Here is a 15,737-nt window from a genome sequence, read left to right on the forward strand (position 1 = left end):
AGATCTCGGGCTTCTTTTTTTAAACCGAAACAATCTCATTTTCGGTTAATAATTTTTCTTGTCTAAATTTTAAAATTATTTGAGCAATGGCAACTACATCTCTTTCGCAATAAGAGATGATTCGGTTAAGATTATTGTCGTGATAAAAAACATCACGAACCTGCGAGCCGTCGATATCTTCTTTTGGTGAAGGAATGCCTAAAATATGAGTGAGAAGTTTTAAAGAAGTAAAGTTTTTATAATCACCAAACTTCCATAATTCTAAGGTGTCTAGATGTGGAACTTCCCAAGGTTTTTTGCCGAAAAGATTTAGTTTGCTAGGTAATTCTATACCGTGAATGAGCATTCGGCGAGCAATAAAAGGAAAGTCAAATTCTTTACCGTTATGTGCGCAAAGTAAATGTTTAGGTTTATTAAAATATTCGTTTAGGAGTTTTTTAAATTCGGTTAATAAGGTTGATTCATTGCCTTGAAAAGATGTTGTTCTAAAGGTTCTCTCATCATTTTTAAAGGTGAAATAGCCTACCGAAATGCACACGATCTTACCAAATTCTGCCCAAATACCAGCACGATCGTAAAACTCTGCAGCCGTAAAATCTTCTTTTCGTTGGTATTTAGATTTATCTTCCCAAAGTAATTTTTTCTCTTCGCTTAATTCTTGAAACGATTCAAACTCCGGTACGGTCTCGATATCTAGAAAAAGAATGTTTTCTAATTTTAGTTTTTTTAGCATCACACAGTTTTTTTGCGTTAGGGATGGCAGTGGCATCCTTTTTTGTTGTGCTTCGACAAGCTCAGCATGACAACAAAAAAGATATAACGAACAGCCCGACCCGATAGGGGAACGCCCTAATTTAAATTCATCATTTTACAACTCTCTCGAATATAAGTATAAAAATCTTTAGTAAACTTTTTATCTGCCAATCTTTCGCCGCGTTGGTGACCTAAACGAACAATAATTACCTTGTCTCTGGGAATACTGATCACGTATTGCCCCAAAATACCTCGCATCACCACAATTTTTTTATTCATGAAGTTGCTGAGCCAAAAACCGTAACCGTAAAATGGGGTTTCGGCAAAACGAGGCTCGATAGACTTTTTTACAAAGCTGGAATCTAACAATTGCTTGCCTCTAAAATTACCTTGATGAGCGTAAAGCTGCCCAAATTTAGCGAAATCTCTTGCGTTGCTAGCGAGACAGCAAAAGGCTTTTTCCATTCCGTTTTCTTCGCTATCGAGTTGCCAAAGGGCATCTTCGTGCATACCGAGCGGTTGCCAAAAACTTTCTGATAAATAATTAGAAAGTGATTTTTGAGTTGCTTTTTCGATCACCATCCCAAGTAATTCGGTGTTTCCGCTGAGGTATTTAAATTTTTCTCCGGGTTGCTCGACGACTTTTAAATCACGAATGATTTTACGAATATTTTCATCAAGATAACTTTGTGCGGTCATCCCGAACGGATTGTAATAATCTTCCTGCCAATTGAGTCCGCTAGCCATTGAAGAAAGATCGCCAACGGTTAATCTTTTATCAAACTGTGGAAAAAAATCTGCCACCGGTTGCTCTAAATTTTTGATATATCCGTCTCGAATGGCTTTGCCAAGTAAGGCCGAAGTGACACTTTTCGCCATCGAAAAGGAATTGGTTTTGGATGTTGCCGAATAACCTTCAGCATAATTTTCATGCCAAATACTATCGTTTTTAATGATTAAAAAAGCCACCGTGCCCAAGTCTTCGTTGGTTTGTTGTAGTTTTTGTGTAGCTTGAACAGAATTATAGGCTGAATGTTCTGGCCAAGCTTGCGGTTTTCCTGCTTCAATGGTTCTATTATCAAAGTTTGGATAGTCGTCGATATAAGCGGTTTTGTGGCCTTTTAAATAGGTAATGCGAATGCCTTTGAGTAAATAATCTTTATTGAAAAGGTATAACAATCCGACACTAAGAATGATCAAGCCAAGAAAGGTGAGGAGAATTTTTTTAAGAAGCTTCATGAAAAAGTTTTAGGTGTTTTAAAATTAAACATTTCACACGAAAGAGGTTTCTAAAAAAGTGATTGTTGTGGTGATGGGTTTTCGTGTTCAAGTAACCACTTTTTACGCCATAGTCCGCCGGCGTAACCTGTGAGCGAACCATCGCTGCCAATTACTCGGTGACAGGGAACCACGACCCATAACGGATTTTTACCATTAGCTGCGGCAACTGCCCGAATGGCTTTTACATCTCCTAATTGTTTAGAAAGTTCTAGGTAAGAAGTGGTTTTACCAAAAGGTATTTTTAATAAGGCTTGCCAAACTTTTTGTTGAAAATCTGTTCCTTTTGGGTTTAATTTAAAGCTGAATTCTTTTCGTTTTCCTTCGAAATATTCCTGTAATTGAAGGGTAGCTTCTTTTAATGCTGAAGGGATTTCGGTAGAAAAAACTTCAGCATCTTCTTCCACAGAAATTTTTGAGATCCCGTTCGTGTCGCCTTCAATTAACGCAACTCCTAATGGCGTTTTAACTCGTGCTTTTTTCATCTGAATTTGTAGATGGCTTTTCTTCACTTTCTTCCGGATGAGAAATTATTCCGAGGCGCTTGGCTCTTCGTTCCCAGTTTTTTCGGGCTAAATGTTGCATGTCGGCAATGCTATCGCTTTCGTCCATAATTTCAAGTCCGAGTAAAGTTTCAATTAAATCTTCCATCGTAATCACGCCAACGGTGTTCCCAAACTCATCGGTTACCACAGCGATATGAGCTCTTTTCTCGATAAGAATATTAAATAAATGCTGAATAGAGGTTTGAGCTTCTGTAATAAGTAATTCTCTTTTTAAGCTTGAAAGCGGTTGGCCTCCATTATCGTTTATAATTTCTTCTAGAAAATCGTCTTTTAAAATAAAACCGGTAATATTATTAGGTCGGTCTTTGTAGATAGGAATTCGGGAGAATTTTAAATTTTTATGTTGATCGTAAAATTGCTGAATTGAAATGTTTTCTTCAGCAGTTACTGCAACCGAAAATGGCGTCATCACATCCTTTGCTAAGATCGATTTATAAAACATTAGGTTTTTAATGAATTTAGATTCATTTTCTTCGAAAACACCCTCTTTTTCTGCAGCCTCAGTTAGCGCTACAAATTCTTCTTTACTCATCTGGTTAGCGTGCGCAGAACCGCCAATAAGTTTAGTAAATAACATTAACACCCATAAAATACCGGTATAACGCAGAGGAATAAGAATAAAGGTTAAGATTTTGGCGGTGAAATTCCCTAAATTCTTCCAGTACTTGGCGCCGATCGTTTTCGGAATAATTTCAGATAAAACCAAGATCAATATCGTCATAATTGTAGAGACAATACCTACGGCATTATTACCGTTACCAAATGTTTTTTCTGCTTGAACCCCTACTAAAATGGCACCAACCGTATGAGCAATGGTATTTAAACTTAAAATAGCAATTAAAGGTTTATCAATATCTTGTTTGAACTTGGTAAGTGTTTTTGCATACGATTTTCCTTCTTTGGTTTTAATTTTTATGTAGGTAGGAGTAACACTTAATAATGCTGCTTCGAGTACCGAACACATAAATGAAATACCAATTGAAAGTAAGGCGTAAACAATTAAAAGGGTCATTTGGCTTGTTTAGATTAGTTGAACAAGTTAAAGATTAATTGAAAACCCTTCTCTTAAAAAGAAACTAAAATTTAGAGGAAAGCAAATAGCACTCCCCGCGTGGGGTAATCGGGGAGACTATTCAAGTTAAGCTTTTTGTATATAGCTCAACCATTTTTTTGCAGTATATAGATGCACTGCAGCGTCTGCTGTTATATCGGCTTCATCTTTATAAAATGATATCTCTTTGACTCCGAAATTTCCAGAAAGTTTAATGGTAATATCTTTTGTTTTAGAAATATGTTCATCGTCCAGTATTATTTTTGAATGTTGAATGTCAGGGATCGATAAACTCTGTATGTTTTCAGGAGTGTTTGTTGCTCCAAAAGCTAATATTTTTTGATTTTGATCTATTCCTAAAAAAGACCAATGATTAACTTCTAACTCATCAAAATTTATTTGATGTTCACGACCAAAATTCTTGATCTTATGACTGTATTTTTTTTGAAAGCTGAATTGTTTATACGTAATCCAAGCTAGGGGAAAGATAAAAAGTAACAGAAAGAAAACCCCAATTAATACAGATGCTGTATCCATAATATAAGTTTTGCTCAGTTTTTTTAAAAACATTGAGCTTGATTATTAAATAATAAAAGGTGTTAGCGCTAACAGGCTAAAGGTGTTTTAAAATGAAATAAACTTTCTTTAAAAGAAAAAATGGAAGGGGAAAAGCTGCTGAAGGATCTTTTGTTTACGATCGACAGCTTTAGAAGAGAGATATTTTGTTGGTAAACAACGGTAATTTTTTAAGCATTGAAAATTATAATTATTTGATAAAAAGGAATCGAAATCTAGCTGCGGAATTTCTTCCCCAGTAGAAAAACTTACGCTAACATCTTCTAAGAATAAAGTTTGCTGAAAGTGTTGTGCAGAAAATTCGTAATTATCTTTATTGGTATCGGTAAAACTAACCGATGAGTATTCTGGAGTGGTCGCAAAACTGCTGAACCACCACAAGAAACTCATCGAATATAAAAGCCAATATTTAATTGAATTTTTCAACTAATAATTTTTAGAATGCTAAATCTAATCTTATGCCATTTTGATTATGAAAGTAATTTGGCAGCATATTTAGCAAAATAAGTCGACACAAAGTCAGCTCCGGCACGTTTAATGGCAGTAAGTTGCTCTAGCACAACCGCATCGTGATCTAGCCAACCTTTTTCTGCTGCTGCTTTAATCATCGCATATTCACCGCTTACCTGATAAACTGCCACAGGAACATCGACTGCGTTTTTAATATCTCTAACAATATCTAAATAGCATAATCCCGGTTTTACCATCACAATATCGGCGCCTTCTTCAATATCCATCAAGGTTTCTTTAATGGCTTCTTCACGGTTGGCAGGATCCATCTGGTAAGTTTTTTTATCTTTCGGGATGTCTTGCGCATCGACCGGAGCAGAATCTAAGGCATCTCGAAACGGACCGTAAAATGCAGAAGCATATTTGGCGCTATAACTCATAATCCCGGTGTTTATAAAACCTTCACTTTCTAAAAGTTGGCGCATAGCTAAAATTCTGCCATCCATCATATCGCTTGGTGCTACAAAATCGGCTCCGGCTTGAGCGTGAGAAAGTGCCATTTTAGCCAAAGCTTCTACAGATTCATCGTTCAAGACTTTTCCGTTTTCGATGATGCCGTCGTGACCATAAATTGAATAGGGATCTAACGCCACATCGGTCATCACGATCATTTCCGGTACGGTATCTTTTACAGTTTTAATGGCGCGTTGCATTAATCCTTCAGCATTTACCGCTTCAGAACCTTTATTATCTTTTAGGTTTTCTTCCACCTTTACAAAAAGCAAAACCGATTTTATACCCAAGCTCCACAATTCTTTAACTTCAGCTTTTAGTAAATCTAAGCTATATCGAAAATAGCCTGGCATCGAGGCAATTTCTTCTTTTTTGTTTTCACCTTCTACGATAAACAATGGCGCCTGAAAATCGTTTGGCGTTACGATAGTTTCTCTTACTAAACTTCGTAATGCTTCGTTGGTGCGTAATCTTCTATTTCGTTGTAATGGGAACATATTTTTTTATTTTTTAGTTAACTGTTGACAGTTTTAAGTTGACAGTTTTTGCCAAATTATTTAAAGCGTTGATTTTATTTTTCGAATTAATGAAGCTAACATTTTCTTTATTTCTATAATGTCAGATAATATAGCTTCAGCTGAATTACTCTGTAAGTAATTTAAGTCTCTTGAAAGTATAATTAAATATTCTAATTCGTGTGCAGAGCCAGATGATATATACAAAAAACGTGATAACTCTTTTTGAGTTTCTCTCCCGCAGCCTTCTGCAATATTAGTAGGAATCGAAGTTGCGGCTCTATTTATTTGGGTAACTAGATTGAATTTTTCTAAATCCGGAAAGGAATTTGTTAAGTTGTATATATTTAAAACAAGAGCATGAGATTTCTGCCAAACTTTATATTTTTTGTAATCTATCATACTGTGAACTGTTTACTGATAACTTAAAACTATTAAACCCAACTTTTCGGCTCCTTCAATACCGCTAGCAATTTTGCTTCTTCGCTTCCTTCTTCCGGTGTTTGATTGTACACCCATTGTACGTGCGGCGGTAAACTCATCAGGATACTTTCTATTCTTCCGTTGGTTTTTAGTCCGAATAAAGTTCCTTTATCGTGAACTAAATTGAATTCAACATAGCGACCTCTGCGCACTTCTTGCCAATCGCGATGTGTTTGATCATAACTTAGATCTTTTCGTTTTTCAACAATTGGGATGTAAGCTTCTAAAAAACTATTCCCAACTTCGGTGACAAAATTATACCAGTCTTCGATGCTTTTTTCTGCTGAATCTTTTAAGTGATCAAAGAACAAACCACCAATTCCTCGTGCTTCGTGACGATGAGCATTCCAAAAATATTCGTCACATTTCTTTTTATATTCTGCATAGAAACTTTTATCGTGTTTGTCGCAAGCATTTTTAGAAACCTGATGAAAATGTTTAGCGTCTTCTTCAAACAAATAATAAGGCGTAAGATCTTGCCCGCCGCCAAACCATTGGTCGATAGTGTTGCCTTCTTGGTCGTACATTTCAAAATAACGCCAATTAGCGTGAACCGTAGGAACCATCGGGCTTTTAGGATGAATCACTAAACTCAAACCGCACGCAAAAAAGTTGACATCGCCCACGTTAAAATACTTCTGCATTGCCGGCGCCAACGGGCCGTGAACTGCAGAAATATTAACGCCACCTTTTTCAAACACATTTCCGTTTTCGATCACGCGTGTTCTTCCGCCGCCGCCTTCTTCACGCTTCCAAAGGTCTTCGTGAAACTTGGCTTTACCGTCAATTTCTTCGAGTTTCTGAGTAATCGTGTCTTGAAGCGTTTCTATATATTGATAAAATTGTTCTTTCATTTTAATTCTTTAAAGATTCGATATAAACTAATCTTTCGGGATAATTGGGTATTTCTGCAACTTGATTGACAAATTGAGCTTCTTTCATCATTTCTTGAAGCTTTTCAATAATTTTTTTGGAAGTGATTTCTTGCTGAAATAGGCTTCTTCCTACTTCATTATTATGCAAATCCATCGTTCGTGGCAATTCAGGATTGGGAGAAAGTTTCTCGTGTAAATCGGTAATTTCTTTAGCCCAAGCGATGGCTTTTGTTTTTTCATTTAACTGCGGAAATGATTTTTCAGCAATAAGAAAATTCCATAACGCGTGCCGAAAAGCATTGGTTTTATTGTTTTTGTGATGCGCTTTGCCAAATAAGCGATTGCAAATCTGTACCGTTTGTCGAGTCGCTCGATATGTAGGAAAAAGTAACCCGGGCCTAAATAAAAAGGTTTTGCCTAAAATGAAAGTTTGCTTTAAATTAAGCTGTTTTATTTTGGCCCAGATTGCCATTTATCGTGGTTGATATTCTTTTACGGCTTCTACAAAAGCTTTCGCATTTTCAACCGGAATATTTGGTAAAATACCGTGACCAAGATTTACAATGTAGCGGTCTTTACCAAACTCATCGATCATTTGGTGTACCATTGATTTAATTTCTCTTGGTGGTGAAAATAAACGAGAAGGATCGAAGTTACCTTGTAAAGTAATTTGCCCACCGCTTAAATAACGAGCGTTTCTAGCAGAACACGTCCAATCTACTCCAAGTGCCGAAGCTCCAGATTGACTCATTTCTTTTAGAGCGAACCAGCAACCTTTACCAAAAGCGATCACAGGAACTTCATCTTTTAGCGCGTCGATGATCTGTTGAATGTATTTCCAAGAAAACTCTTGATAATCGGTTGGAGAAAGCATCCCGCCCCAAGAATCAAAAATTTGTAGTGCATCGACACCGGCTTCCACTTTTCCTTTTAGATAGGCAATGGTGGTATCGGTAATTTTTTGCAATAAAATGTGCGCTGCCATGGGTCGCTTAAAGCAAAATTCTTTGGCTTTATCGAAGTTTTTAGAACCTTGCCCTTGTACCAAATAACAAAGGATCGTCCACGGTGAGCCGGCAAAACCAATTAGCGGAACTTCGTCGTTCAATTCTTGCTTTGTCATTTTAATCGCTTCGTAAACGTAACCCAATTCTTCATACACATCAGGAATTACGATGTCGTTTACCTGAACCGGAGTTCTTACCGGATTAGGAAGCCAAGGACCAACGCCGGGCTTCATTTCTATTTCGATGCCCATCGCTTGCGGAACCACCAAAATATCACTGAATAAAATTGCGGCATCGGTACCTACTTGATGAATAGGCATCACGGTAATTTCGGTAGCAAGTTCCGGAGTTCTACAACGCGTGAAGAAATCGTATTTTTCTTTCAGCTTCATAAAATCTGGTAAATAACGACCTGCCTGGCGCATCATCCAAACCGGAGGACGCTCGACCGTTTCTCCTTTTAAAGCTTTTAAAAATAAATCGTTTTTAATCATCTTTTCTCGTTTTATCCCCTCTAGAAAGAGGGGAAGATTGTTTATCCTGCAAGGTCTCGAAGACCTTGTAGGTATAGGTTTTTCTTAGATTATTCTAATTTAAACTTTTCCTCTATTTCTAAATTTTTCTGTTGATGAACATATTTAAAATTTTCTTTTCCATCAAATAATTGTAGCACATCATTTCTTTTTAATGTGGTTGGCTTATCAGATAAAATTGAAGGATATGAGGAATATTTATAACTTTCAAAATCAATATTAAAATGCTTCATTGGGTTTAAGTGAATATATAAAATAAGGTTCTGAAGATATTTTTCGTTTTTCAGTTCTATTCTTTTAAAATGTTTTTCAAATAAGCTTCCTGTTCTTTTTTGTTGTTTATTGATGGCCTTAGCATATGCATTAAATAAGTTGGAAAAAGACTGTGTGGCAATTGAAGGTTTTGTAATTATTTTTACAATAAGATGAAAATGATTGCTCAATAAACAGTAAGCTAGTATTTCAACTTTATTTTCGAGGTATATTTTAAGTTTTGATAGAAAATAGGATTTATTGTCGTTAGAAAAGAAAATAGTATTCCCATTTATTCCACGGTTATAAATGTGATAGTATTTTTCTTGTTCTAAGGCTTCTAATTTCATCTTTGCTTACTTATTGTACCTACAGTTTTTGATCCTACAAGGTCATTGCGAACTTGTATTGATTTTTAGATATTTTTTTAAAAAATAGTTATTATGCTCTTTCTTGAATTTTTTTAATTTCACTTATTCCTCATACCTACAAGATTTTAAAAACCTTGCAGGAAACTCATTTTCTTAACTCTTTTACTACCTGAACAATTACATTTTCAACCGTGGGTTGGTTGGCTATTTTTATTGCTGAGGTATATTTTTTTGCTTCGTTTGCAGTGGTATTGCCAATGCAAAAAGCAATTTCATTTTTACTTTTGTTAAGTTGAAAAAAACTTTGTACCGCGCTCGGACTAAAAAACAAAATGCCATCGAATTCTTGATCGAATTTTTTTGGGTTCAATTTTGTTTTATAAACTTCAACCTCCTTCAATTCTATTTGATTTTGCTGAAGTAATTTTGGCAACTCATCTCTTCTTTTATTTCCGCAGAGAAAGGTAAACGATTTTTCTGAGTGATTTTCTATAATTCGATTTGCTAAATCTTTGGCGTTATCGGCTTTTTCAATAATCGCTATATTTACTTCTTTTAATAGTTGTTCGGTTTTGCTTCCTACGACAAAAGCATTTTCAATTTTAGTATTTTTATTTATGGCAAACCAAGCATTTTTACTAGTAATAATAGCATTTTCAATAAGCTCAGGTAGTTGAATTTTTTTATGGAATTCAATTTGAATTGCGCTATAATTTACCCAAGCAATACCCGCATTAAACAGTAATGATTCTTGACTTTTCGTCAGTTTTTTAGTGGTTAGAACGCTTGGCATCTTTTTCTAAATATTTTTCGATATCGCTATTCTTTCCGAAGACAACCAGCACATCATTTTTTTGAAAAACAGTTTCTGGTTGTGGCATTCCTATCACTTCTTTTTTACTTGATTTTCGACCAATAATATTGGTGTATTCTTTTTGCCTTAAAATAGTGATGATGTTAAGGTTGTACTTGCTTCTAAAATTAGATTCGATGAGGTCTTTGCCCACCACATCATCACAAACCGTCACTTCTGAAACTAAATAATCATCATCAATTTCAAAATTATCAATACTTCCTTTTAGGTTGATTTTTTTAGTAAGTCGCTCGGCAAATTCCTGTTCAGGATGAATGATATTATCTACGCCCATCGCTTCTAAAATTGTATCTTGAATGGGAGAAGAAGACCTTGCTACAACTCGCGCATTGGTGATTTTTTTAATAATCGCGGTACTCATCATCGCTGCGCCATCTTTTTCGCCAATAGCTACAATCGCTAAATCGGTACTTTTTAATGGTAACGAATGGTAAGCGTTTTCGTTAGTGGCGTCTAAAGCTACGGCGTGAGAAACTTTATCTTTAATGAGTTCTATTTTCTCGATATCTCGATCTGCAGCAATCACTTCATTTCCAGAGTCTGCCAAGTGAATGGCGAGCGCCATCCCAAAATTTCCCAGACCAATAACTACAATTTTCATAGCTGCTAACTTTTAGTTAATTAAAATATTTTCTTTAGGATAGGTATATTCTGTGGTGTTTACATTCTTCAAAATACCGATCATAAGGTTGATTAAACCAATTCTTCCGAAAAACATCAAGAAAATAACCACATATTTTCCCGGTTCGCTAAGTTCGGGCGTAATTCCTAAGGATAAACCTACCGTGCTAAAGGCAGAAAACACTTCAAAAGCAATTTCTAAAAGTGTAAACTGCGGATTAAAAATAAGCAATAATAAAATACCTAAACCTATTGAAGCCAATGAGATCGAAATAATTGCAAAGGCTCTTAAAACCGATTCTTTGGCAACCCTTCTTGTACCAATTTCAATATTTGATTTGTCTCTTGCTATTGAGAAAATATTTAATGTGGCAATTGCAAAAGTGGTAGTTTTAATCCCACCTCCGGTTGAAGCCGGTGAAGCCCCGATCCACATCAAGAAAATCATAAATAAAATACCGGGAACCGTAAAATTACTCATATCGATGGTGTTGAAACCAGCAGTTCTTGAAGTAACCGATGAAAACATTGCCGTGGTGAACTTTCCAAATACTGTTTTATGTTCACTTAAAAAGGTTTCTTGTTCAGAAATAAGGAAGAAACCCGTTCCTACTACGATCAATAAAATGGTCGTGTAAATCACTATTTTGGTATTGAGTGTAATTACCCTAGAAATAAATTTCTTATTGTTTTTATTGAATAAATTGTAAAAAAAGTGCTTTACATATTGAATGAAATTGGAAGCAATATTATATCCTAAACCACCCATGACAATCAGGATCATAACCACCCATTGCATATAATAATTAAAGCGAAGCGATTCATCATAAAGTCCGGTAGATGAAATTGAAAACCCGGCATTACAGTAAGCAGAAATGGCGTGAAATACTGCAAAAAAGCCACGATCTTTATAACTATCAATCCCCTGAAGTGACGAGTAAATAAACAAAGCTCCAACAGCTTCTAAAACTAACGAGAACACCACAATACTCATCGCTACACGCATAATACTGTTGAGGTTTTCTTGCCCCAAAATATCTTTCATATATAAGCTCTCTTTAAAAGAAGCGCCGCTTTTAAAGAAATAAGCAAAGAAAGAAGTAAAGGTTAACATCCCTAAACCGCCAATTTGAAAAAGCACCATAATGATGGTTTGCCCAAAAGGAGTAAAATCTTTAGCGGTATCTAAAACAATAAGTCCGGTTACGGCAGTTGCACTCGTGGCTGTAAATAAAGCATCGATAAAAGTGATTCCGTGAGTGGTAGCTGCGGGAAGCATTAACAAGAAAGTACCGGCTAAAGCAATAAGCGCAAAACTACCTACAAATAAAATCGCCGGATTAAAATAAATGCTATAAATACGACGCATTAAGAAGGTTAAGCGCGTAAAAAAATAGAACAGCAAACCATATTCTATAATATACCGTTCTTTAAAAAAAGTGTCGAGAAATGAACCTTGGTAATTGGTAATGATCGAAATGATCTCTAAAACAATTAACAGCGAAAGTAAAACTAAATTTACCCGAGCTGTTTTTTTTATTTTAAGTGTGCTGTTAAAACTTCTATACTTATGAATATTAAATGCAATAAGTGATAACAATAGTACCGGAAGTGCGATAAGTTTATACGTTCTAAAATCTTTAAAATTCTGAAACCCGAAATCAAAAACCAAAAAAGCAATTAAAAACAGGTCTAGAAACCAGACAATAATATTAGATCGGGTAAACTTTTGTTGCATTAAGCATTCAATTTAGCTTTGATGTTGGCCATCAATTCTTTTCCGCCGTTTGAAAGTATAGCTTTTGCAGCTTTTTCGCCTTGATTTTTGTAATTATTTAAGGAAAACGAGGCTTTTTCTTCTAGTTTTGTTTTTCCGTCTAAGCTGAATAATGCTCCGGTAAATTCTACCGTTTCATTAGTAATAGTTGCTAAAGCTCCGATTGGTGCAGTACAACCACCTTCTAATACTCGAAGAAATTCGCGTTCAATTTCAACGCAAATAGCAGTGTTTTTATCGTTTAATTGGGCAACGGCTTCTTTACAAAAATCATCATTTTCTTTGGCGACAATAAGCATCGCGCCTTGTGCCGGAGCAGGAATCATCCAATCGAGATCGATAAAATTTTCCGGTTTTAGATTAATTCTTTCTAAACCGGCAGCGGCAAAAATAGCTCCGTTCCAATCGTTATCTTCTAGTTTTTGAAGACGCGTGTTTACATTTCCGCGTAAATTCTCTACTTGATGCGTTGGGTAACGATTGAGCCATTGCGCTTTTCTACGTAAACTTCCCGTAGCAATGGTTCCTTCCGCAGCAAGAAAATCTAAACCTTTATGAATAAGAATATCGCTCACATTCGCTCTTGGTAAAACGGCTCCTTGAACAATTCCGTTAGGTAATTTGGTGGGAACATCTTTCATCGAATGTACGGCAATATCGATTTGGTCTTTTACCATTGCGACATCTAAAGTCTTCGTGAAAATACCGGTAATGCCCATTTCGTAAAGCGGTTGATCTAAATTTAGATCGCCGGTCGATTTTACCGGAAGCAACTTGGTTTGGTAACCTAAAGCTTCTAATTTATTTTTCACGGTATTGGCTTGCCATAATGCCAATTCACTATCGCGGGTTCCTATGCGTATGGTTTTGCTCATCTTATTTGGAAACTTCGTCTAATTGAAAAACCTTTTGAATAAGTTCTAGGCTTTCATCGGTAGAATTTGAACCGTTTTTTAAGTGGCTCGCAAATTGATTCATGATTTTTTGAATAATGCGATTGCTTACAATCTCTGCATGTTCATTATTAAAATCATTTATTTTTTTACGCTGAAAGTCTAACTCGGCATCTTTCATTTCACCAAGTTTACGTTTAAGCGCTTTTATGGTAGGTGCAAATTTTCGGGTTTCTAACCAAGCGTTAAAATCTGCTTTTACTTCTTCAATAATTTCTTCGGCCTGCGGAATGTGTTTCTTGCGGTTTGCCAAAGTTTCATCGGTCATTCTAGAAAGATCGTCTAAATGTACCAGCGTCACATTTTCTAATTCAGCAACATCATCGGCCACATTTTTTGGGATCGAAAGGTCTAAGATCAACAGCTCTTTTTTGCAATAAATAAGCTCTTTAGAGATGGTTGGGTTTTGCGCTCCTGTTGCAACGATTAGAATATCGGTATTTCTAATTTCGGCTTGAAGCTCTGCGTGATCTTTTACAATTAAATTGAATTTTCCCGCAACCTTTTCTGCTTTGTCTTTCGTACGGTTAATAAGCGTGATGTGCTCATTTTGCGTATGCTTGATCAGGTTTTCGCAAGTGTTTCTTCCTATTTTTCCGGTTCCGAAGAGTAAAATGTTTTTTTCTGAAACTTTTTCAACTTCATTTAAAATATATTGAACCGATGCAAATGAAACAGAAGTTGCTCCGGAAGAGATATCAGTCTCGTTTTTAATACGTTTGCTCGCCTGAATCACAGAATTTAATAAACGTTCTAAAAGTGGCGTCGTCATCCCCAAATTTTTAGAAAGCGTAAAGGCGTATTTTAACTGACTTATAATCTCGAAGTCTCCTAAAATCTGACTGTCTAAACCGGTTCCCACTTTAAAAATATGAGCAATAGCGTCTTGCGATTTATAAACGTAAGCTACTTTTTCAAATTCTTCTACCGTGCCGCGTGTATGTTGGCAAAGCAGTTTAATTAGTTGAAAAGGATGCTGTGCAAAACCGTAAATTTCGGTTCGGTTACAGGTTGAAGTCACTAAAATTCCAGAAATTCCTTCTTTTTTAGCGTCTTGGATGAGCGCGTGTTTTTGCTCTTCATCTAAACTAAAATGACCTCTAACTTCGGCATCTGCTTTTTGGTAGCTTAAACCAATTGCGTAAAAAGTAGTATGTTTAGGTGTATGTCCGTTTAGCATTAATAAAATAGCCGTGATTCGGGTGCAAATTTAATCGTTAAGGAATTCTAAAAATAACGGCAAAAGTACTTTTATTGTCGATAAAAGTTATTTTTTAGCTTAAATGTCTATTTTTGTTGGTTTTAGCCTATTTTTGTAGATGTGGCAGAAGTTCTAAAAGCTTTATTTTAGAACGATTCTAAATAAAAAAAGAGAGAAAAGAAATGAGTTCAATACAAAAAAATAACGCTGAAAGTACTTTTCAAAAAGTATCGATAGAAGATAGTTTTAAGATATTAACGCACCAGAATAATACCGATGAGGTTGAAATTTTAACCGAAGAAACCCATCGAGATTTTATTCAATTTCATTTTTGTTTAAAAGGGAGTGCAAAATTCAACTTTAATGAAGGGAGTTACTCGTTAAATTTGGGAGACGAAAAAGCTTTGTTGCTTTATAATCCTATTAAAGACTTGCCTTTACACGTTGAAGTTTCTCCAAAATCTTGGTTGGTTTGCGTATTAGTTTCTATTCAAAAATTACACTCTTTATTTTCTGAAGAAGCAGATTATATTCATTTCTTAACTGAAGAGAATATGGGTAAAAAATATTATCAGGAACAAAATATAAGTCCGTCGATGGCCGTGGTTTTAAGTCAGATCTTAAACTTTAACTTGCATCCTTCGGTCAAGAAAATTTATTTGAAGGGAAAAGCCTACGAATTGATTGGTTTATATTTTAACCGACCGGAAGAAGCCGATATCGAACAATGCCCGTTTTTGGTAGATGAAGAAAACGTTCGAAAAATTAGAAAAGCCAAAGAAATTGTGATCAATAGAATGGCAGAACCGCCATCGTTACAAGAACTTTCCGATGAAATTGGGTTGAGTTTAAAAAAGCTAAAAGAAGGTTTTAAAGAAATTTATGGTGAAACGGTTTTTGGTTTTCTCTTCGATTATAAAATGGACTATGCCAGAAAACTCTTAGAAACCGGACAACATAATGTGAATGAAGTCGGGTTGCGAGTAGGTTATAGCACGGCGAGTCATTTTATCGCAGCTTTTAAAAAGAACTTTGGCACCACACCGAAAAAGTATATTCTGTCGTTACCCATTTCAAATTAATTCATG

18 protein-coding genes are annotated in these 15,737 nt (G+C 35.6%); 1 reads left to right on the forward strand and 17 read right to left on the reverse strand.

All coding sequences use genetic code 11. The annotated features are described in order from the left end of the window. Positions 1–19: 19 nt before the first annotated feature. The 17 genes from G551_RS0106155 to hemA all read right to left on the reverse strand — a co-directional run bounded on the left by G551_RS0106155 (position 20) and on the right by hemA (position 14,628). Positions 20–733 (reverse strand): 3'-5' exonuclease, encoded by a 714-nt coding sequence (locus G551_RS0106155; protein ID WP_027884729.1) that lies wholly within the window; start codon positions 731–733, stop codon positions 20–22. 116 nt (positions 734–849) lie between these two features. Further along, positions 850–1,992, reverse strand: a complete 1,143-nt coding sequence (locus G551_RS0106160) for a serine hydrolase domain-containing protein (protein WP_027884730.1) — start codon at positions 1,990–1,992, stop codon at positions 850–852. A 50-nt stretch (positions 1,993–2,042) separates the two neighbouring features. Then, positions 2,043–2,516, reverse strand: coding sequence for a methylated-DNA--[protein]-cysteine S-methyltransferase (locus G551_RS0106165; RefSeq protein WP_027884731.1), 474 nt, complete (start codon positions 2,514–2,516; stop codon positions 2,043–2,045). Then, on the reverse strand, positions 2,497–3,609 hold the full coding sequence (locus tag G551_RS0106170) for a CNNM domain-containing protein (protein WP_027884732.1): 1,113 nt from the start codon (positions 3,607–3,609) through the stop codon (positions 2,497–2,499). The genes G551_RS0106165 and G551_RS0106170 overlap by 20 nt, the downstream gene beginning before the upstream one ends. A 126-nt stretch (positions 3,610–3,735) precedes the next feature. Next, the gene (locus G551_RS0106175) at positions 3,736–4,185 is read right to left on the reverse strand and encodes a hypothetical protein (RefSeq protein ID WP_156876763.1); all 450 of its coding nucleotides are present in this window, start codon (positions 4,183–4,185) and stop codon (positions 3,736–3,738) included. 108 nt (positions 4,186–4,293) lie between these two features. Further along, positions 4,294–4,650: a hypothetical protein gene (locus tag G551_RS0106180; RefSeq protein ID WP_027884734.1), complete on the reverse strand. Its 357-nt coding sequence runs from the start codon at positions 4,648–4,650 to the stop codon at positions 4,294–4,296. A 44-nt stretch (positions 4,651–4,694) separates the two neighbouring features. Further along, positions 4,695–5,684 (reverse strand): porphobilinogen synthase, encoded by a 990-nt coding sequence (gene hemB / locus G551_RS0106185; protein WP_027884735.1) that lies wholly within the window; start codon positions 5,682–5,684, stop codon positions 4,695–4,697. A gap of 60 nt (positions 5,685–5,744) precedes the next feature. Continuing rightward, positions 5,745–6,104: a four helix bundle protein gene (locus G551_RS0106190; protein ID WP_027884736.1), complete on the reverse strand. Its 360-nt coding sequence runs from the start codon at positions 6,102–6,104 to the stop codon at positions 5,745–5,747. A gap of 32 nt (positions 6,105–6,136) precedes the next feature. Beyond that, a complete protein-coding gene (gene hemF / locus G551_RS0106195; protein ID WP_027884737.1) occupies positions 6,137–7,039 on the reverse strand; it encodes an oxygen-dependent coproporphyrinogen oxidase in 903 nt (300 codons plus the stop codon). A 1-nt stretch (position 7,040) separates the two neighbouring features. Beyond that, a complete protein-coding gene (locus G551_RS0106200) occupies positions 7,041–7,532 on the reverse strand; it encodes a DUF6973 domain-containing protein (protein WP_027884738.1) in 492 nt (163 codons plus the stop codon). Then, positions 7,533–8,561, reverse strand: coding sequence for a uroporphyrinogen decarboxylase (hemE, locus tag G551_RS0106205; RefSeq protein ID WP_027884739.1), 1,029 nt, complete (start codon positions 8,559–8,561; stop codon positions 7,533–7,535). An 89-nt stretch (positions 8,562–8,650) separates the two neighbouring features. Continuing rightward, on the reverse strand, positions 8,651–9,202 hold the full coding sequence (locus G551_RS0106210) for a transposase (RefSeq protein ID WP_027884740.1): 552 nt from the start codon (positions 9,200–9,202) through the stop codon (positions 8,651–8,653). 166 nt (positions 9,203–9,368) lie between these two features. Then, a complete protein-coding gene (locus G551_RS0106215) occupies positions 9,369–10,016 on the reverse strand; it encodes a uroporphyrinogen-III synthase (protein WP_027884741.1) in 648 nt (215 codons plus the stop codon). Beyond that, a complete protein-coding gene (locus G551_RS0106220; RefSeq protein WP_027884742.1) occupies positions 9,994–10,698 on the reverse strand; it encodes a potassium channel family protein in 705 nt (234 codons plus the stop codon). Before G551_RS0106220 ends, G551_RS0106215 begins: the two co-directional genes overlap by 23 nt. 12 nt (positions 10,699–10,710) lie before the next feature. Then, on the reverse strand, positions 10,711–12,456 hold the full coding sequence (locus tag G551_RS0106225; protein WP_027884743.1) for a TrkH family potassium uptake protein: 1,746 nt from the start codon (positions 12,454–12,456) through the stop codon (positions 10,711–10,713). Next, entirely contained in the window at positions 12,456–13,370 is a 915-nt protein-coding gene (gene hemC, locus G551_RS0106230; protein WP_027884744.1) for a hydroxymethylbilane synthase, read from the reverse strand. The genes G551_RS0106225 and hemC overlap by 1 nt, the downstream gene beginning before the upstream one ends. A gap of 1 nt (position 13,371) precedes the next feature. Then, on the reverse strand, positions 13,372–14,628 hold the full coding sequence (gene hemA / locus G551_RS0106235) for a glutamyl-tRNA reductase (protein ID WP_027884745.1): 1,257 nt from the start codon (positions 14,626–14,628) through the stop codon (positions 13,372–13,374). A gap of 203 nt (positions 14,629–14,831) precedes the next feature. Between hemA and G551_RS0106240 the strand changes: the two genes are divergently transcribed. Further along, positions 14,832–15,731 carry an AraC family transcriptional regulator gene (locus G551_RS0106240; protein WP_027884746.1) on the forward strand — a complete coding sequence of 300 codons (900 nt, stop codon included), beginning with the start codon at positions 14,832–14,834 and terminating at the stop codon, positions 15,729–15,731. The last annotated feature ends 6 nt before the right edge of the window (positions 15,732–15,737 follow it).

The organism is Mesonia mobilis DSM 19841 (assembly GCF_000423405.1).
Lineage (GTDB): Bacteria > Bacteroidota > Bacteroidia > Flavobacteriales > Flavobacteriaceae > Mesonia > Mesonia mobilis.